The sequence below is a fragment of the Candidatus Binataceae bacterium genome (assembly GCA_035294265.1).
Lineage (GTDB): Bacteria > Desulfobacterota > Binatia > Binatales > Binataceae > DATGLK01.
Map to the genome: position 1 here is coordinate 1 of DATGLK010000024.1, position 17,637 is coordinate 17,637.

A 17,637-nucleotide genomic window follows, 5' to 3' on the forward strand; every position below is an offset into this window, starting at 1 on the left:
CGAACAGCGCAGACCGGCCTTTTGCGCCCGCCGCCATAACTCACCGCGCGGGTCGCACAGCAGCTCGGCTTGGTGGTCCATCGCGCGCAATGCCAAGGACAGACCGAGCACCTGGCTTTCGCCGCCGGCGAAGGCCAGTTCGGGATCGACGCCCACGATCCGCATTGGCGGGCGCGCGTGCCGCATCAAGCCCGGTCGAAAAAGCGGTAGTAAACCAACGCCGCGATCGCCGCGACGCCGTCGCGCCAGCCGATCTTTTTGCCTTCCTGGTAGGTGCGCCCGGAGTAGGAAATCGGCACTTCATAGATCCGCCAATGAGCCTGGGCCGCGCGAATGGTGATTTCGGGCTCGAAGGTGAAGCGGTTGGCCGACAGGGGCAAGCCGAGCAATTTGTCGCGCACGAAGGCCTTCATCCCGGTTTCCATGTCGTTGAGGTTGAGGTTGCACAGCGCGTTGGCAAAGCAGGTTAGCGCCACGTTGACTACATAATGCCAAAACAACAGCACGCGATGCGGCCCGCCCAAAAAGCGCGAACCGTACACCATGTCGGCGCGGCCATCGATCAGCGGCTGGAGCAACGCGGCGTAATCGCGCGGATCGTATTCCAGGTCGGCATCCTGCACGACCACGATCCGGTTGCGAGCAGCGGCAAAACCCAGCCGCAACGCGGCTCCCTTGCCCCGATTAACCATGTGGCGAAAGAGCCGCACGCGCGGATCCGCACAGACCTGCACCAGGGCTGCGGTCCGGTCGGTAGATGCGTCGTCGACCACGATCAGTTCGACTGGGAAACCGCAGTCCAGTACCGCCGCGATCGCCTGCTCGATGGTCGCCTGCTCGTTGTATACCGGCATCACCACCGAGATTTCGGGCCTGTCGATATTGCCCTCCGCGAGCTTCATCGCGCCTCTTTAGCTCGGCGCGCGGCCAGCATGCGCGCCGTTTTTCTCAGTATGGCCCGGTAGCGCCCGGGCGCCAACCCTGCGCCGTAACTTCGGAACAGGCGCAACCTATCGGTTTGGCTCAGCCCGGGCAGATCGAAACGCCCCAGTTGAACCAGATTGCGTAACTGCCGCCGCCGCCCGATTAACTTGTACGCCGGCCGGGTGCGATCGTGATCGAGCAGGATAAAACGGGGGGGGTCCCCCTCCTGCACCAGGATGTTATGAGGGGTCAGGTCGCCATGGACCAAGCCGGCCCGATGCAGCCGCGCCACCTCCGCCCCCAGGGCCGCGAGCAGCCTGCGCTTGCGCCGCATCGCAATCCCTTCAGCACACAACTGCGGCAGTCCTACGCCGTGAGCGCGTAAACTAACCAGCATCGTCAAGCCGCTTGATTGCTCGCGCCCGACCATCAGCAATCGCGGCGAGCTCAGCCCTAGCTCATGCAATCGCCGGCTTATTCGGATGACGTTGTCCGCCCGGCTGCCGCGCACCTTCTCCTTGAGCCGGTATAAGCCACGTGCCGGTTGGTAAACCTTGACGAACAGCTCGATCTCGCCTGCGCCGTGCGCCAGCTTCGCCAGATAGGTGCAGGCGTGGCGCGAGCGATACAGGAGTTGGCGGTTTTGCAAACAGGTCTCGGCCAGGATTCGCGCACCCCCCGGGCCAAGCTCGGCCAGATCGTCCAGGGGCGTAAGCTGCCAGCCGCCAATAACGCCGGCCGGCTTGTCGCCCTCCATCACCGTGCTGGTATCGCGGCTGGCGCCAGGCTGCGCTCCAGCTTCGCCGCGACCTGCCTGGGGGAGATGCGACGCATACATTCGCGGTCAATGGGACATCGCCGCAGGTAACAGGGGTGACAGGGGATGGGCGCGCTTATCGCCAGCTCGGCGCAACCCCAGGGCGCGGAACGCAGCGGCGAGGTCGAACCCCACAACGAGACTACCGGGCATTTCACTGCCGCCGCGATATGCATCGGCCCGCAATCGGGCCCAAAGGCCGCCGCGCAGGCCTCGAAGACCGCGACCAACTCGTGCAAACCGGTGCGGCCAACTAAGCTGACGCGCGGCAGCTCGCCGAGTTCAGCCTCGACCGCCTGCGCCAGCGCTTGCTCCGCGCCGGTGCCAATCAGCACTGGCGTGAGCGCATGGCGCTTATGCATCAAGCGAGCGACCTGGGCGATTGAATCGGGAAAGTACAAACGGCTGGGCCAGGACGAGCCCAGGATTAGCCCTAGCAGCGGCCGTGGCGCGCCGGCCAGCAGTTGATCGATTCGGGCCCGCTCCTCGACGCTGGCACGCAAACCAAATTCGATCGGGGCGGGATCCAACCCAAGGGTATCGGCGAAGGCCTGATACTGCACCAGTTTAAGGCTTAGATTGGGCTGAGGTGGGATCCATTCGGTGGTGAACCAGTGGTTGACCTCCTTGGTGTTGGTTGGGGCGAAGCCCAGCCGGCGCGGGGCGCGCGACACCCATCCCGCCAGGCCGCTTTTGAAATGGCGCTGCAAGTCGATGACCAGGTCAAAGTGGTCGCGCCCAATCCGATACAAAAAAGGCAGGAACGACCACGGCGCATGGGCGCGATCGTAGATTATCAGGTCATCCAACCAGCGATGGTTGCGCAAAATCGGCGCTGATTTGGGTTCCACCGCCCACGCGATGTGCGCCTGGGGATATGTGCGCCGCACTCGACCCAACAAGGGCAGGGCACGAACCACATCACCGATCGCGCCCATCAGAATGATCAGGACGCGCCGGGGCGGATCATGGCTTGCTACAGGGGCGGGCTCGATCATGCTATTGGCGTTATCATATTAAACACCACGTCGAGGGCCAAGGTCGGCCTGGGCACAGGGTGGCGGGGGCGCGGGTTGTGCCTGAGGCCAAGAGTGAATAAGAATGTGCCATTCGGCGCGTCTATAGGGGTGTCGCGCTTGAAATTCGGGCGTTTAGCCTCGCGTCCCAAGCAGGGGAGAGTCACGTGAAGAACTTATTCGCTACCCACGCCGGATGGGCCAATTTCTTCCTGAGAGTCACCTTAGGGGTAGTAATGTTTCCCCATGGCGCGCAGAAAGTCCTGGGCTGGTTCGGCGGCCATGGGCCTGCCGCCACCTACCATCAGTTCGTGTACTCTTACCACGTCACGCCTTTCCTGGTGGTGTTGGTCTTCACAGCCGAGTTCGCCGGCTCAATCGGGTTGATTTTCGGCTTTCTAACTCGGATCGCGGCTTTTGGCATCTTTTGCGACATGATCGGCGCCATCATGATGGTTCATCGCTTCAACGGTTTTTTCATGAATTGGAGCGGCAAACAGCGTGGCGAGGGCATCGAATATCATCTCCTGGTGTTGGCTATGTGCCTGGCCTTGATGATCGCCGGTGCCGGCAAGCTCTCGTTGGATAAGGCGATCGCTGGCTCGCAGGCCAAGAAGGAGAGCGGCGCGGATTGATCCCGCGGGTGGCCGACCCCCATGACTGACGGCGGGCAAGCCATCGCGGCAAGCAGCGCGCGCGACCCGGTCTGCGGGATGGCTGTCACGCCGCCCGCGGCAGCGCAGGTCGATTACCAGGGCTGTAACTATTTCTTTTGCTCGCAGCATTGCGCCGCCCGTTTCAAGGCCGATCCGGCGCGGTTTTTGAGCGCGCCTCCCACGACCGGCCACACCGGGCACGAGGGATCTGTTCATGCCCACGTCGTGTCTGTGTCCAAGGGGCCCGGCGCAGGTAAGTACACCTGCCCGATGCATCCCGAAGTCGCGACCGGCTCGGCCGGCGCCTGCCCCAAATGCGGGATGGCGCTTGAGCCGCTCTCCATTGAGCTCGGGGTCGAATACACCTGCCCGATGCATCCCGAGGTCGTAAGCGACCGACCTGGAGCTTGTCCCAAATGCGGGATGGCGCTTGAGCCGCGCGCGGTCGAAGCGGCCGAAGACACCCGCGAGCTTGACGACATGACACGCCGCTTTATCGTGGCAGCGGTGCTCGCGGTTCCAGTTCTCCTGCTGGCAATGGCGCCCAGGGCGCCCGGACTGCGCGAGTTGGCACCATTCTCGCGTCAATGGGTCCAATTGGCTCTCGCCACGCCGGTGGTACTATGGGCTGGCTGGCCCTTTTTTGTCCGCGCCTGGGCCTCCGTGCGCACCCTCTACCTGAATATGTTCACCCTGATCGCGCTGGGCGTGGGTATCTCCTACCTCTATAGCGTGGCCGCCTTGTTGGCGCGGCGTCTGTTTCCCGCCACGCTGCGGGTTAATGGTGTAGTTCCCAACTACTTCGAAGCCGCCGCCGTGATTACCACCCTGGTGCTGATGGGCCAGGTGCTGGAATTACGCGCCCGTAGCCGCACCAGCGGTGCGATCAAGGCGCTTTTAGGGCTGGCGCCCAAGAGTGCACACCGCCTGGGCGAAGGTGGGGAAGAGGAGGTGGCCTTGACCAAGATCATGCCCGGCGATCGCCTACGCGTGCGCCCGGGCGAGAAAATCCCGGTGGATGGCGTGGTTCTCGAAGGGCGCAGCACTGTGGATGAAGCGATGCTCACCGGCGAGCCACTGCCGGTGAGCAAAGAGCCGGGCGCGCGGGTGATCGGCGGCACGATTAACGGCACCGGCAGCTTTGTCATGCGCGCCGAGCGGGTGGGTGAGCAAACCCTGCTGGCCCAAATCGTGCGCATGGTGGCAGCGGCCCAGCGCACTCGCGCACCGATTCAAAGACTGGCCGATTCGGTTTCGGCCTATTTTGTTCCGGCGGTACTTGCCGCCGCGCTGGTTACCTTCGTCATCTGGTATCTGGTCGGGCCCCGCCCCAGCTTGGGTTATGCCCTGGTCAACGCGGTCGCAGTGTTGATTATCGCCTGCCCCTGCGCATTGGGCTTGGCCACCCCGATGGCGATCATGGTTGCCAGCGGGCGAGGCGCCGGCGCGGGGGTGCTAATCAGAGAGGCCGCCGCGCTGGAAGCTCTCAGCCGGGTCGACACCCTGGCAATCGATAAGACCGGGACACTGACTGAAGGCAAGCCCTCGCTAATCGCGACCGTCGCGCTCGCACCGCATAGCGAAGAGAGCCTCTTGGCCTTGGTAGCGGATATCGAGGCGCCCAGTGAACATCCCCTGGCCAAGCCGATTGTCGAGGCCGCCCGCCAGCGCGGCCATCAGCCTCAAGCGATCGCCGATTTCCAATCGGTCACCGGCCAAGGCGTGCTCGGCACGGTAGCATCGCATCGGGTATTAGCAGGCAACGCTCGCTTTCTAAGCGAGCACCAAATCGATATCGCGCCGCTTGCGTCGGCGCTGGAAACCGCCGCCGGCCAGGGCCATAGCGCGGTGCTGGTGGCGATCGATGGGCAGGCGGCCGGGATGCTGACGGTGGCCGATCCCATCAAGGAGTCCGCGCCGACAGCTTTGCGTATGCTGCGGGCCGAAGGTCTGCGGGTCGTGATGTTGACCGGGGACAATCGGGCCGCGGCCCAGGCGATTGCCGGCCGTCTGGGTTTGTCAGAAGTCGTCGCGGAGTTGTCGCCGGCGCAAAAGGCCGCGGAAATTAAGCGCTTGCAGGACAGCGGGCGCAAGGTAGCGATGGCCGGCGACGGTATCAACGATGCACCCGCCCTGGCCCAGGCTCAGGTCGGGATCGCGATGGGCAACGGCACTGACGTCGCAATCGAAAGCGCGGGCATCGTGATCGTCAAGGGCGATCTGGGCGGAGTCGTCAAGGCACGTGCGCTGAGCCGACTGACGATGCGCAACATCCGACAAAATCTTTTCTGGGCCTTTATCTACAATGTGCTGGGGGTACCACTGGCGGCGGGCGCGCTCTACCCCGCGCTGGGGCTTTTGCTAAGCCCAATGATCGCCAGCGCGGCGATGAGCTTCAGCTCGGTGTCGGTAATCGGCAACTCGCTACGCCTGCGCCGAGTGCGATTGTAAGGTTCACACTCCGCGCTGGTCGGGCGGCCAGATATGCTTGTGCATCTGCAACTGCATCCGTGCCGGCAGTCGGTCCTCCAACAGCCAGTTGGCCAAATCTCGCGGCGCCAGACGGCCGAAAACCGGGCTTAGCAAAACCGCGTTGACCCGCCGCGCGAGGTCGTTTGATAGCGTGGTTTGGCGCGCCCATTCGTAGTCGGCGCGATCGCTTAACACGAACTTGATTTCGTCGCGCTCAGTCAAATGGTGCAGGTTGTCGAACAGATTGCGACCGGACTCCGCGCTGCCTGGGCATTTGAGGTCCATGATTTTGATTACCCGCGGGTCCAACCGGCTCACGTCGCTGGCACCCGAGGTCTCGATCATGACCTGCAATCCGGCTTCCAGCAGCGCCGTGCATAGATCGTAAACGCCTTCTTGCAGCAGCGGTTCGCCGCCGGTGATCTCTACCAGGGGGCACTCGTAGGCCAGCACAGCCGCGACGATTTCGGACCGCGACCGGCGCTGCCCTTCATAAAAAGCGTACTCCGTGTCGCAGTAATTGCAGCGTAGATTGCAGCCGGTCAGGCGCACGAACACGCAGGGGCGACCGGCATGGGTAGATTCGCCCTGTAGGCTGTAAAAGATCTCGTTGATGACCAGCGAATCGGTCCGTTTAGCCATCGCTTTTCAACTGCGCGCGCGCCGCGCCGACAGCCTCCGCCATCACCCGGCGCAACGCCACTCCGTGTTGCAGTGAGGCACGCCGGCAATCCTCATACTCGGGTGTGATGGTTTGCACCTTTTCCGCAAACCGTGAGACCTTGACTGCGATCGGTCCCCAGTGCGTTGTTACGCTTATCATCTCGCGCTCCAGTTTGAGCCGTTCCACCTCGTGGAAGCGCAAACCGATGGTGGTGGTTTCCTCGAACAGGATAGCGGCAAGCCGCTCGCGCGCGGCTTGCTCCGCCAGCACGCTTACGATTACGCCGGGCCGGCCTTTCTTCATGACGGTGGGCGTGAGGGTAACATCACGCGCTCCCGCCGCCATCAGGCGCTGGGTTAGATGATCATAGACCTGCGGGTTGAGATCGTCGATATTGGTCTGAATTTCCAGCAAACGATCGCTCTGCAGCGCGCCTGAGCGCCGGCCTAACAGCACACGCAGCAGATTGGGGCGATCGGCGAAAGTCTTGCTTCCGGCGCCGTATCCGACCCGCTCGATCTCGAAGTCAAGCGGCAGCGCCGCCGGTTGGGCCAGGGCGCGGACAATCGCCGCGCCGGTGGGTGTCACCATCTCGGAGAGGCCGTCGCCCAAGCGCACGGGAAAACCCGCCAACAACTCCGCCGTGGCGGGAGGCGGGACCGGCAAGGGGCCGTGGGCGCTGCGCACAAAGCCCTGCCCCATTGGCAAGGGCGAAACCAGCAATGCGCCGATTTGGAGCTCGTGCAGGCACCAGGCCGTCGCCACGATATCGACGATCGAATCGACCGCGCCGACTTCGTGGAAATGAACCTTGTCAGGGGTGGTGTTGTGGACCTTAGCCTCGGCTTGCGCCAGCAGCTCGAACATCCGCAGTGCATCTTCCTTGACTGCGACCGCGAAGCCCGCCCTTTCGATCAACCTGCGGATCGGGCTTAGCGAGCGCTGGGGCTGAGGTCCGCGCACTTCGACCTCAAACTTGGTCGCGGCGATGCCGCTCAGCTCGCGCGCTCCCAGCTTAACTTCGTAGCCCTCCAACTCCATTGAGCCCAGCGCCGCTTTGAGAGCGGTGAAGTCGGCGCCGGCGGCCAGCAACGCCCCAACCATCATATCGCCGCTTATCCCGGAGAAAGCGTCGAGGTAGGCGCAACGCATAGCTTTACTTAACAGGAAGCCGCCACTACGATCAAAACATCGTCCCCGGGGCGGGCCTCGGCGAGGCCAACGAGTTGAGCAATGACGCAGGCGGACTTGGCGCTTTTTCGCCATCTGCTCGAGGAGCGCCGGCAAGAAATTCTAGCTGAAGCCGAGCGCGCGCTGGGCACAATGAACGGCGAGCGCTCCAATTTCGCCGATCCCGCCGATCGCGCCGCGATGGAATCGGCGCGCAACTTCGTCCTGCGCATGCGCGATCGCGAACGCAAGCTGCTGGCCAAGATTGACGAGGCAGTCGCCCGGATCGAGGACGGCAGCTACGGCCAATGCGAGGAATGCGGCCTGGCCATAGGGCTGGAGCGGCTTAAGGCGCGCCCGGTGACCACCTTGTGCATCGCCTGCAAGGCCTCGCAGGAGGCGCGCGAACGCCAACGCTGATGCGGTAGCACGCTCACCGACAACAAGGCAGGCAGGTTGTGAGGGTCAAAAAAGCGGTCATTCTCGCCGCCGGCTTCGGCACTCGAATGCTGCCGGCATCCAAGGCGATCCCCAAGGAAATTCTGCCGGTGGTCGACACTCCGGCGATCCAGCTCGTGGTCGAGGAAGTGGTCAAGTCGGGGATTCGCGAGATTATCTTCGTGATCAGCCCTGGCCGCACCACGGTGCTCAATCATTTCACCTCGGTGCCGGAATTGGAGGAGCATCTGCGCGTCAAGGGGCGCACTGACCTGCTAGAGTTGGTGCATTACAGCTCCAACCTGGCCCGCATCACTGCCGTCGAGCAGCGCGAGCCTCGCGGTCTGGGGCATGCCGTCTTGCAGGCACGCGCGGCGGTCTCAGAGGAACCCTTCGCGGTGCTACTACCCGACGACATTTTTTCCGGTACGCCTCCCTGCCTGCGGCAGTTGCTGGATGTCGCCGAAGAACGCGACGCACCCGTAGTGGCGCTGCTCAAGGTCGCTTACGGCGAGCTGTCCAAATACGGGATTGTCGCCGGCGACAAGGCGGGCGAGCGGCTTTTTCGCCTTAGTGGAATGGTCGAGAAACCGGCGCCCGAGAAAGCACCCAGCGATCTGGCGATCATGGGGCGTTATGTCTTGCCCCCGGAGATTTTCGCCCTGCTCGAGCACGCGCGACCGGGAGTTGGCGGGGAGATCCAGCTTACCGACGCCTTGATGAAGCTAAGTCAGCGCCGTCCGCTTTACGGCTATCAGGTCGAGGGCACCCGTTATGACCTCGGCGATCGTCTGGGCTTCATTCAGGCGCAAATTGGTTACGGGTTGCAACGGCCGGATCTGGCTGATAAGTTGCGAGCCTATTTGGAATCCCTGATTGGTCCACGTTAACTGGTTGGGGCAGTAGCTCAGCTGGGAGAGCACCACGTTCGCAACGTGGGGGTCGAGGGTTCAAATCCCTTCTGCTCCACCATTTTTCCCGGTAGAAACTTTATCCTTGGGTTTCATAAAGCAAACCTGGAGCAAACCCCACCTCGCTCATCCAGTCTGCTAAAGCTTCGCATGTTGAATCCGCCGCCAATATTCGGCTTCGGCTTTTGCGACTTTAGTCGAGACCGCGGGTCGCGAGCACCTCCTTCGCGGGCGATCTGTCTCCCGTGCAGTTGATCATGCGCGGCGCGTCAATCACGCGGAGCTTGAAGCCAAGCTCGGCGTACAACCGGAGGATTCGATCGGTGGCCTGATTCGACAGGACGGTCGGCCCCCGATGCTTTGACAACCAACGCGCTAGCCGAACCTGGTCGTCCCAACCGAAACCCTCCTTCGAATACGACCGGAATTCCACGTCGTACGGAGGGTCGGCGTAGAGGAAGTCGTCGGGCTCGACCGAGACCTGTTCAAAGTCCCCGGTCGAGAATTGCCAGTTGGCGAGAATGCAGCGGTAGCTGCTGAAATCGCGCTTATAGTTGATGCTTTTGTATCGACCAAATGGGACGTTGAAATGGCCGCTCGAATTGAAGCGGCACAGGCCGTTGTAACAGGTGCGGTTCAAGTAGTAGAAGAGCGCCGCCGCCTCGGCGGACGCGGCTCCGCCATGGGAAATGAGCTGGTTAAAACGGCTCCGGTGCTCGTAAAAGAGCGCCTCGCGGTTGGCGAATTCGAGCTTGCAATCTACTTTGAGACCGCGCTTCAGCCACGAATAGAAATGCACCGCGTGTGGGTTGATGTCGTTCAGAAGCGCGCGCTCGGGACGCAAGCTCAGGGCAACGGCCAGACCACCGCAAAAGGGCTCGACTAGACGGCGGTGCTGGTGCGCCGTCCATATTTCGGCCAAGTGAGGAGCGAGCCACCGTTTGCCGCCTGCCCATTTGAGAGGAGGTCGAACTGCAATCGTCTGTCCCCGCACAGCCGCAACCACCCCCATCACGCCTTCACCTTTACCCTAGCGCCGGGTCAAGGGCGAGAGTTGGTACCTTATGATTTGCCGGCGTGCTGAGCGTCTGTGGACAACCCGCGACACAAAAAACGATTCTGGTTACCCCTTGCCAATTCGCAATACTCGCGTCATACGCTCCCGGAAGGCGCCGTTATGATCACTGCTCAAAGCGGAGGCGGAGGAGCCTGATCGAGTTGCCCCACGTGGGACAAACTTACCGAACGGCCACTTTGAGACACATTTCGAGCCGAAAACAAACAGAGTCACGAATTTCTTTATCCTCTTAAGGGGGAAGAGATTACTTTTTATTTAATCCGCGCGACTGGGTCGTTGGTGTGACGTTTTCGTGTGAAACCAGCCGCTACCTGGCGCCGTGTAAAGCAAGAAAAGCGCATAGATCTGCAATCCGAGTTCGGGCAGAGCCGTTTTCAACACATCACGATAAGGCGGCGACAGCGTAAAGATGGCATCAAGGATGAAGCCGACCAGCAGACTGCTGCGCGCCCAGTTTTTACCCCGGCCAATCTTAACTACGACCCAGCCCATGGTAAGCGCCACTGCCGCATACACCGCGCCGCTCGCCACCATCAATGCTTGAGGCGTGAGTGCCACCATGCCCGGCAACTGGGAGTTGAGTATAGCCTCTATCCAGGAAATCTCGGTCCAGGTCTGGTAGAGGCCAAACAGGCAGACCCATCCTGTCCAAGCCCATAAGGCCAGTTCGGCGTTGCGTACAGCTTTTGGCTTGTCGAGTGGCAAGGCCCTGGTTGATCATCAAGATAGCTCGCCGGACGGGACTGGACCACGGTGGTATTGTTAGGGGAATGCCGAAGGTGGGAACCAAACGCCGGAGGCTTGCTGGAAGTACAACGCAGGGTTGTGGCGCAGGTGTTGGCCGAAAATTAGCCTACTCGGCCACCACGCCGACAAGCAGCACATGGCTACCGGCTTGATTCGAACGCTCGCAAAGCTGGCCAAGCAGATCGAGGTCGCCTCGCTGGAGGTAGATGGCCGCCCACGGCAAAACCTGCCTGCGGCTGGGAGGAGCCAAGCAACAGGCGGCCGTCAGCGCCCGAGTCGAGCTGGATATTCAACTGCAGACCCGCAGAGAGCCGTCAGGAAAGAGCGTTTATAGCGACGCCCTGGAGCAGGTGAGCTGGCGGCCGCTCTATCGGAACCGCCGATGGGCGGCATTCGCATCCGCCAAGGGCCAGGAACTGGTCGAGGTCAAGGTTCCCAGCGGGGAGCGTTGGCTGCGGCCCGAGGATGCGATCGGCAACGTGCGATCCTTCGCTGGCCTTCAGGATGACGTATGGGTGGCCGCGACCCTACCTGAGCCCGGCAAGAGATCGAGCCCCGCGCTTAGGGCTCGAAGCGGTAAGCCGGCGGACTGATCGGATCCACCTCATGCCATTTGACGTCGCCCGGGATGCGGTAAGCCAGGGGGCGAATTCGGCTATAATCGCACCTGTCGTCCAGCCATGGCGCCGGCTTGCCAGCCTGATGCTCGCGCGCGGCATTGAGCAGCATCCGGCGCACTCGGATGATGACCGAATCGCTGGAGCCCAAATATTCGCGGCTGCGATCGAGCAGCACTCCCTGGGATTCCTGTACCACCAGATCTTCGTGCTGGACCGACCAGGTAATCCCGGTGAAATGCCCCTCCTTCATGGCGTTGCGATCCTGATGCCACATGTTGTCGACACTGCCGCGATTGCCGCCAAAGTCGTCCAGGTCGTTGACGGCGCCTTCCATGATCTCGGCCTTGTCCGCGTCGCTCATCGGCCGGTCGGGCCGATAATAGAGGTACCATTGGCTTTGCCATTCGTCGTCGATCGGGATGCAGCAGACCACGAACTGCACGTTTTCGGGGTTGACTGGAATAAACGAATAGTAGGGAAAGACGACTTCTCGTACACGTATATATACGCTGCCGTCGGCAAGTTCTCGCAGCGCGCCTTCGCGAAAGCCGTAGGGCTGCATCAAAAGCTCGAAGCGGGGCGCGGTGTTGGCCTGGCTGTAGCTGAGGTCGCTTTTGCCGTAAACTTTGCGCGGGCGCCAAGTGGTCCAGGAAGAATGCATGATGCCGACGTGAGCGGAGTCCAGTTGCCCCTCGAAGCCGGCAAACCAGTTATGATTCAAGATGGTTCGGCGCGGCATCACGTGGCTCTCCGGCAGCCGGCACAGCTCGAACTCGGGGAACTTGGGCGCCGGATCGCGCCGGCCCAGGTAGACCCAAACCATCCCGCCCCCCTCGCGCACCGGATAATGCTTGACGCGTACCTTGGCCGCGAATTCCGCCCGCCGCTCGGGCGGTTCGGAGGGCACTTCGACCACCTTGCCCGAAACGTCGATCTTCCAGCCGTGGAAGATACAGGTTAGGGCATTGTCCTCGTTGCGTGCCAGCGCCAGCGAGGTGCATCGATGGGGGCAGCCTTCGTCGAAGAAGCCTACCCGCCCGTCGGTGGCCCGAAAGGCGACGAAGTTTTCTCCCAAAAGCCGCACGCGCTTGGGCGCGCCGTCAGCCTCCAGCACCGCCGAGCGCAGAGCCGGGGTCCAATATTCACGTAACAACTCACCCATCGGGGTACCCGCGCCCACCTGGGTCAGGAGCCGGTTTTCTTCCTGGGTCAGCATCGCCAGCTATTTCCTTTCGCGCGAAATTTCCGCCACTCAGGCCACCGCTTTGCCAAACCAACTCCCGCCGCACCGGCTTTGGCGAGCCCGCCGTCGATCTATCGCGTCGCCATTGTGATAAAAGTCGAGTTCTGCACACGCAGGCCATGATGGATCAACGATACGCACAGCTGGGGCTCTCCTCGATGCTGGGGCGGCAGGCGGAAGCGTCCGACGGCGCGGCGGCCGCGCAGTTCGCCCATCGCATGCGGCGGGCTGCCGCCCGAGCCGGGCAACTGGGGCTGGAGCCCGCCGCAATCCATCTGGCGGCTGAGATTGCCGCCTTCCAACCCCAACTCGATTACCCCGATCGCTGGGCCGTGGTGGTGCTGATCGTGGCATCACTGGCAGCTTTAGAACAGGGCAGCACGCGCCTGCCGCTCGCCAACCCGGGCGATGGGGTGCTGGCCCGAATGGCCCGGCCGCTGATCGAGGCCGAGGGGCAGGAACCGAGCGAAGCCCAGGCGGAGCTGGAGGCCATCACCGAGCGCATCGAGCGCTTGCTGGTCACCGGTGCGCTGGACACTATCGTGGGTAACAGCGCCGAAGCCTATCGCCCGCTCATCTATTTGCCGCCCTATCTCTACCATCAGCGACTCCTGGCCGCCGAGACCGCCGCGGCCGATTCGATTGCCGTGCGGCTTGCAGGCGCCCCGCTGCTGGGCCCTGCGATGGAGCCGTCGCTGGCGCGGGCGATGGAGGAAGTGATTGCTCGGCCTGCGCTGATGGGCAGCACGCCGATGGCGCTGTCGGCAGAGCAGATCGAGGCGGTTGGCCAGGCTGCGCGCGGCCGCTTGACCCTGATCGAAGGCGGTCCGGGAACTGGCAAAACTTCCATCGTGGTCGCCCTCATGCGGGTGCTGGCGCGGCTAGGAATCGGCACCGACGAGATTGCCTTGGCCGCGCCCACGGGCAAGGCGGCCTTTCGTTTGGGCGAGTCGATTCGTCAGGGGCTGGGGAATTGCGACGGCCCGATCGAACGCGAGCTTGGCCAACGCTGCACGCCGGTCACTATCCATCGCTTGCTGGGCTACTCACCCAGCCGCCATCGTTTCCGCCATCATCGCGCCAATGTGCTGCGAGCCGCCGCGGTAATCATCGACGAAAGTTCGATGCTGGACCTGATGCTGCTGGAGCGGCTGCTAAGCGCCGTGCCTCCCGATGCCCGCCTGATCCTGTTGGGCGACGCCGATCAATTGCCTTCGGTAAGCGCCGGCGCAATCTTCCGCGACTTAGCGGCCGCCGCGCGCCGGGCCGCGCCGACGCACCGTTTCAGCAGCGTCCTGACCCATAGCTACCGGATGGACGAAAACACCGGGCCGGGCCGAGTGATTCTGGCCCTGGCGCAGGCAATCAACCGAGGCGACGCCACGCTCTCCAAGCGCCTGATGGCCCGCCGCCGGCAGGCGGCGCAGCTATGCTTCGAGGGGGTCGAATGGCTGGAAGGTGGCGCCGAGCAGGTCGAGGATTTGCTGCGGCGATGGCAGGCCGAGCAGTTGGCCACCGGCGAAATCCGCCGACTGGCGCAAGTCAGTTATCGGCAGACCGCGCAGGGTTTCGACTCGGCGGCAACGGGCAACCTCGCCCGCCTTTTTCAATTGCTGGCAGCTAGTCGAATCCTCTGTCTGACCCGGGTGTTGGCCACCGGCACAATCGCGATTAACTCCCGCCTGCATCAAGAGCGTCAGGATAGTGCTGGCGGCTCTTGGGAGCCGGAGATGGCCCCGGGGGAACCCGTGATAGTCACTCAGAACGATTATGAACGGATGCTGTTCAACGGCGACCAGGGGGTGGTGGTAAGCGTGCGCGGCGAGGGCGGCGAGACGTTGCCGATGGCGGTGTTTGCGCGCAGCTCAGGCTTCGTGGCCTTCCATCTAGAGGCGCTGCGCGGGCGGGTCGAGCTATGCTACGCGACCACCGTGCACAAGGCTCAGGGCTCGGAATTCGACCGCGTAGTCCTGATCCTGCCGCGCCAGAAACTGCCTATTTTAAGCCGAGAGATGCTATACACGGCGCTCTCCCGCAGTCGGCGGGGGGTGATAGTGGTGGGCGAGGAAGCGGTGTTGGACGCGGCCCTGACCAGCCCCTTGGAGCGATTTACCGGCTTGGGAGAGGCGCTGGCGGCGCGGCTGGGTGGCATCAATCGGCCAAGCGTTCCTGCTGTGCAATAAATACTGGCGACTCTGACCTGGCGGTGAATCGCGCCTCCCATTCGCTCCCCCGTTCGCGCCTAATTACATCTCGAACGAGGAAACCTGACCACAAGGGGGCCGTAATGGGTAAGCGGAGAAAAATAATCGCCGGATGGTTGGTAAGCGGGAGCCTGCTATGGAGCGTGGGGGCGGGCGCGGCCACCATCTGCGACGACTATCAGCCACCCTCGGGAATGGTGGTCACCTCCAGCGGCACGGCGGCCTCGTGCGAAGGCTTGTGCCGGGCACGTGAGATCGAGCCAGTGCGCGGCGCGGTGATGACTATCTGCGCAGGCCAACGCATCCCCGAGGGCTACGACATCGTGGCCACCGAGACCATTCCGGCCTGCGACTGCCTAGGGCATAACGACAATGCCTATGTGATCCGCCGCCAGCGTTGAAGGCTGGCGCGCTTGGGCTCACTGCCCTTCTTTGGCAAGCGCCTTCTGGCAGGCCGAACAGCTCACATGGCTTTCGATTCCAGCGCCCCAGTTACCCCAGCAGATGTTGTCGCAACGAGTCTTTTCGGCCTGCAGATTGATGCAGCCGTTGCTGTCCTTGCAGGTGGTGCAGCCCCAACCTGCCAAGCCTAGCCCGGCGACGAGCACCAATATCAACCCTGAACGCACCCGGCGCCTGGGTTGAACCCGTTCTTTCGCTCCCACTGACATCACCCAACCAACCTGAATCTATCAAACCATCATCCGGCGTGGCGGCTGTCGCCCGCGGCTTCGGAGCGCGACTTTAAATATGGCCGCAGATGCACCAGGCTTCGTTGACCATCCGAATGGTCCCGGTGGAATCGGCGAATTTGCCCAGGGCCGCCCTGATCGCGCTGATGACTTTGCTTACACTGTCGGGAGTTTGGCTGCTCAGCAGCGCCCGCAGCGGTCCCGACTTGCTCAGATGCTCGGCGCAGACCTGCGCGTTGGGCCATTCATTGCTGATCGTGATCGGCTCCACCGTGACATCCTTGAAGCCTGCGGCGCGCAGCGCCTCCAGCAACGGCTGCGGATTGCCCAGGCGAAGCGGATGGGGGGCGTTGGGATCGCGTGGGGGCGTACCCAGCACGCCGCGTGCGACCTCCAGGCCCACGCTTATCATCGGCACTTTCTCCGGAACGCTCCAAACCGCAGTGGCGAAACGACCGCCGGGCAGCAACAATTCGGCGATCCGGCGCGCGGCCCGCTCCAGATTGGGCACAAACATCATCCCCATCCGGCAGACCACGGCGTTGAACTGCCGCGGCCCCACCGCCAGGGTTTCGGCGTCAGTCTCGACGAATTCCATGTTGGACATGCCCAGCGAAGCGGCACGCTCGCGCGCCCCCGCGATCATTCCCGGCGCCTGGTCGGTGGCCACCACCAGCCCGCCCGGACCCACCAGTCGAGCCGCGGTCACCGCCGGCTCGCCCAGGCCGGTGGCGATATCAAGCACGCGATCGCCGGGCTTGATCTGGGCCAATTGCACCAGCCGGTCCGCGATTGGCTGGTTAGCTCGCTCGCGCGTGGCCCACAGCTCCTTCCAGCTCTCGGCCGCGTTACTCCAGTATTCGCGCTGCTCAAGCCGCAGTTGATCCAGATTCTGGCCTTGTTCCGCCATGATCGTCCCCTGCCTCCAAGCGGGTCGGCCACGATGGCCGAAGTTGCACTCTAACGTCGTAGCTTTGCGCCCGCAGGTCAAGGTCTGGAATGTTAGGCAGTCGGCGGGGTGGGTTTGCCTGGCTGCCGCGCAGGCCGCATAATACCGACCTTAACCATCACGACTGGCGGAGCGGCCGATGACTAAGCATCCGGACCTGCGCCACGAGCGTAAGCTGTGGCAGGCTGGCGTGCAGTTGGTAGCGGGGGTGGACGAAGTTGGAGTCGGTCCGATGGCGGGACCGGTGATGGCGGCGGCGGTAATTTTTGCGCCGGAGACCTTTATCAAGGGTGTGCATGATTCCAAGCAGCTCTCCCCCCTCCAGCGCGAAGCGATGTTCGAGGCCATCCAAGCGCGCGCCTTGGCGATCGGGGTGGCGGAAGTGAGCGTTGAGGAAATCGATCGAATCAATATTTTTCACGCCGCGCAGGCTGCTTGCCGCACCGCAATCGCGCGCTTGGCCACGCTCCCCGAGCATGTGCTGGTGGACGGCCGCGCGCTGCGCGGCCTGCAAGTGCGCCAGACTGCGATCGTCGGCGGCGATCGCAAAAGCTTTTGTATCGCCGCGGCCTCCATTATCGCCAAGGTCCAGCGCGATCGTCTGATGTGCTATTACGACCAGCTCTATCCGGGCTACGGGTTCGCCCGCCACAAAGGCTACTGCACGGCCGAACATTTGGCCGCGGTCAAGCGGCTGGGCCCCTCGCCGCTCCATCGCACCTCGTTCAGTCCAGTGATGGCGGCCGCTCAATTGCGGCTGCAACTGCAATGAGCGCATCAATCACGCTTTGGCCCCGCCAGCCAGCATCGCAAGGCTGATCCCGAGCTGGCCGTCTTTCTAACGCCCCGCCCCCTATATTCAGGGGCGAATCACGATACAATGAAGCAAGGGTGACATCATGGCACTAGAACGAGAGCGGGTAAGCGAGCGTGCGCTGGCAAAGCTGGGCGAGCACGATTTGCTGGAATTATATCGGCGGATGGCGACGATCCGGCGTTTTGAGGAGAAGACGGCGGAGATGTACACGCGGGGCAA

18 protein-coding genes and 1 tRNA gene are annotated in these 17,637 nt (G+C 62.9%); 9 read left to right on the forward strand and 10 right to left on the reverse strand.

Features of this window, described 5'->3' with window-relative positions:
- Positions 1–185: 185 nt before the first annotated feature.
- Genes VKV28_04000 through VKV28_04010 form a run of 3 tightly spaced genes read right to left on the reverse strand, consistent with a single transcriptional unit; the run spans position 186 to position 2,739 of the window.
- Positions 186–902, reverse strand: coding sequence for a glycosyltransferase family 2 protein (locus VKV28_04000; GenBank protein HLH75951.1), 717 nt, complete (start codon positions 900–902; stop codon positions 186–188).
- Positions 899–1,681 carry a lipopolysaccharide kinase InaA family protein gene (locus VKV28_04005; GenBank protein ID HLH75952.1) on the reverse strand — a complete coding sequence of 261 codons (783 nt, stop codon included), beginning with the start codon at positions 1,679–1,681 and terminating at the stop codon, positions 899–901. The genes VKV28_04000 and VKV28_04005 overlap by 4 nt, the downstream gene beginning before the upstream one ends.
- Complete coding sequence (locus VKV28_04010; protein ID HLH75953.1) at positions 1,681–2,739, reverse strand: glycosyltransferase family 9 protein; 1,059 nt, start codon at positions 2,737–2,739, stop codon at positions 1,681–1,683. The genes VKV28_04005 and VKV28_04010 overlap by 1 nt, the downstream gene beginning before the upstream one ends.
- A 185-nt stretch (positions 2,740–2,924) precedes the next feature.
- On the opposite strand from VKV28_04010, the gene VKV28_04015 reads away from it, so the two are divergent.
- Together VKV28_04015 and VKV28_04020 are read left to right on the forward strand one after the other, a co-directional pair.
- Positions 2,925–3,392, forward strand: a complete 468-nt coding sequence (locus VKV28_04015; GenBank protein ID HLH75954.1) for a DoxX family protein — start codon at positions 2,925–2,927, stop codon at positions 3,390–3,392.
- Positions 3,393–3,413: 21 nt separating this feature from the next.
- Positions 3,414–5,864, forward strand: coding sequence for a heavy metal translocating P-type ATPase (locus VKV28_04020; protein HLH75955.1), 2,451 nt, complete (start codon positions 3,414–3,416; stop codon positions 5,862–5,864).
- Positions 5,865–5,867: 3 nt separating this feature from the next.
- On the opposite strand, the gene VKV28_04025 is transcribed toward VKV28_04020, so the two are convergent.
- Together VKV28_04025 and larC are read right to left on the reverse strand one after the other, a co-directional pair.
- On the reverse strand, positions 5,868–6,527 hold the full coding sequence (locus VKV28_04025; GenBank protein ID HLH75956.1) for a radical SAM protein: 660 nt from the start codon (positions 6,525–6,527) through the stop codon (positions 5,868–5,870).
- Entirely contained in the window at positions 6,520–7,815 is a 1,296-nt protein-coding gene (larC, locus tag VKV28_04030) for a nickel pincer cofactor biosynthesis protein LarC (protein ID HLH75957.1), read from the reverse strand. The genes VKV28_04025 and larC overlap by 8 nt, the downstream gene beginning before the upstream one ends.
- On the opposite strand from larC, the gene dksA reads away from it, so the two are divergent.
- The 3 genes from dksA to VKV28_04045 all read left to right on the forward strand — a co-directional run bounded on the left by dksA (position 7,783) and on the right by VKV28_04045 (position 9,129).
- Complete coding sequence (gene dksA / locus VKV28_04035; GenBank protein HLH75958.1) at positions 7,783–8,139, forward strand: RNA polymerase-binding protein DksA; 357 nt, start codon at positions 7,783–7,785, stop codon at positions 8,137–8,139. The two genes, larC and dksA, sit on opposite strands and share 33 nt — an antisense overlap.
- Positions 8,140–8,177: 38 nt before the next feature.
- Positions 8,178–9,047, forward strand: coding sequence for a UTP--glucose-1-phosphate uridylyltransferase (locus VKV28_04040; GenBank protein ID HLH75959.1), 870 nt, complete (start codon positions 8,178–8,180; stop codon positions 9,045–9,047).
- A gap of 6 nt (positions 9,048–9,053) precedes the next feature.
- Positions 9,054–9,129, forward strand: a tRNA-Ala gene (locus VKV28_04045).
- A 132-nt stretch (positions 9,130–9,261) separates the two neighbouring features.
- On the opposite strand, the gene VKV28_04050 is transcribed toward VKV28_04045, so the two are convergent.
- Entirely contained in the window at positions 9,262–10,080 is an 819-nt protein-coding gene (locus VKV28_04050; GenBank protein ID HLH75960.1) for a Dam family site-specific DNA-(adenine-N6)-methyltransferase, read from the reverse strand.
- A 321-nt stretch (positions 10,081–10,401) separates the two neighbouring features.
- Positions 10,402–10,851: a hypothetical protein gene (locus VKV28_04055; protein HLH75961.1), complete on the reverse strand. Its 450-nt coding sequence runs from the start codon at positions 10,849–10,851 to the stop codon at positions 10,402–10,404.
- 248 nt (positions 10,852–11,099) lie between these two features.
- Here VKV28_04055 and VKV28_04060 point away from each other — a divergent pair, with 248 nt between their 5' ends.
- Positions 11,100–11,486: a hypothetical protein gene (locus tag VKV28_04060; GenBank protein ID HLH75962.1), complete on the forward strand. Its 387-nt coding sequence runs from the start codon at positions 11,100–11,102 to the stop codon at positions 11,484–11,486.
- Here VKV28_04060 and VKV28_04065 read toward each other — a convergent pair.
- Positions 11,455–12,729 (reverse strand): Rieske 2Fe-2S domain-containing protein, encoded by a 1,275-nt coding sequence (locus VKV28_04065; protein ID HLH75963.1) that lies wholly within the window; start codon positions 12,727–12,729, stop codon positions 11,455–11,457. The genes VKV28_04060 and VKV28_04065 overlap by 32 nt on opposite strands.
- Positions 12,730–12,875: 146 nt before the next feature.
- Here VKV28_04065 and recD point away from each other — a divergent pair, with 146 nt between their 5' ends.
- Together recD and VKV28_04075 are read left to right on the forward strand one after the other, a co-directional pair.
- Positions 12,876–14,939, forward strand: coding sequence for an exodeoxyribonuclease V subunit alpha (gene recD / locus VKV28_04070; protein HLH75964.1), 2,064 nt, complete (start codon positions 12,876–12,878; stop codon positions 14,937–14,939).
- A 104-nt stretch (positions 14,940–15,043) separates the two neighbouring features.
- Positions 15,044–15,361 (forward strand): hypothetical protein, encoded by a 318-nt coding sequence (locus tag VKV28_04075; GenBank protein ID HLH75965.1) that lies wholly within the window; start codon positions 15,044–15,046, stop codon positions 15,359–15,361.
- A gap of 18 nt (positions 15,362–15,379) precedes the next feature.
- On the opposite strand, the gene VKV28_04080 is transcribed toward VKV28_04075, so the two are convergent.
- Positions 15,380–15,577, reverse strand: a complete 198-nt coding sequence (locus VKV28_04080; GenBank protein ID HLH75966.1) for a hypothetical protein — start codon at positions 15,575–15,577, stop codon at positions 15,380–15,382.
- A 127-nt stretch (positions 15,578–15,704) separates the two neighbouring features.
- Entirely contained in the window at positions 15,705–16,562 is an 858-nt protein-coding gene (locus VKV28_04085; GenBank protein ID HLH75967.1) for a methyltransferase domain-containing protein, read from the reverse strand.
- 178 nt (positions 16,563–16,740) lie between these two features.
- On the opposite strand from VKV28_04085, the gene VKV28_04090 reads away from it, so the two are divergent.
- Positions 16,741–17,373: a ribonuclease HII gene (locus VKV28_04090; GenBank protein HLH75968.1), complete on the forward strand. Its 633-nt coding sequence runs from the start codon at positions 16,741–16,743 to the stop codon at positions 17,371–17,373.
- Positions 17,374–17,637 lie beyond the last annotated feature (264 nt).

Coding starts and splice junctions, on each gene's coding strand:
- VKV28_04075 (HLH75965.1), top strand. CDS start 15,044: ATGGGTAAGCGGAGAAAAATAATCGCCGGATGGTTGGTAAGCGGGAGC.
- VKV28_04050 (HLH75960.1), bottom strand. CDS start 10,080: ATGGGGGTGGTTGCGGCTGTGCGGGGACAGACGATTGCAGTTCGACCT.
- dksA (HLH75958.1), top strand. CDS start 7,783: ATGACGCAGGCGGACTTGGCGCTTTTTCGCCATCTGCTCGAGGAGCGC.
- larC (HLH75957.1), bottom strand. CDS start 7,815: ATGGCGAAAAAGCGCCAAGTCCGCCTGCGTCATTGCTCAACTCGTTGG.
- VKV28_04090 (HLH75968.1), top strand. CDS start 16,741: ATGACTAAGCATCCGGACCTGCGCCACGAGCGTAAGCTGTGGCAGGCT.
- VKV28_04010 (HLH75953.1), bottom strand. CDS start 2,739: ATGATCGAGCCCGCCCCTGTAGCAAGCCATGATCCGCCCCGGCGCGTC.
- recD (HLH75964.1), top strand. CDS start 12,876: ATGATGGATCAACGATACGCACAGCTGGGGCTCTCCTCGATGCTGGGG.
- VKV28_04025 (HLH75956.1), bottom strand. CDS start 6,527: ATGGCTAAACGGACCGATTCGCTGGTCATCAACGAGATCTTTTACAGC.
- VKV28_04065 (HLH75963.1), bottom strand. CDS start 12,729: ATGCTGACCCAGGAAGAAAACCGGCTCCTGACCCAGGTGGGCGCGGGT.
- VKV28_04085 (HLH75967.1), bottom strand. CDS start 16,562: ATGGCGGAACAAGGCCAGAATCTGGATCAACTGCGGCTTGAGCAGCGC.
- VKV28_04000 (HLH75951.1), bottom strand. CDS start 902: ATGAAGCTCGCGGAGGGCAATATCGACAGGCCCGAAATCTCGGTGGTG.
- VKV28_04060 (HLH75962.1), top strand. CDS start 11,100: ATGGCCGCCCACGGCAAAACCTGCCTGCGGCTGGGAGGAGCCAAGCAA.
- VKV28_04020 (HLH75955.1), top strand. CDS start 3,414: ATGACTGACGGCGGGCAAGCCATCGCGGCAAGCAGCGCGCGCGACCCG.
- VKV28_04005 (HLH75952.1), bottom strand. CDS start 1,681: ATGGAGGGCGACAAGCCGGCCGGCGTTATTGGCGGCTGGCAGCTTACG.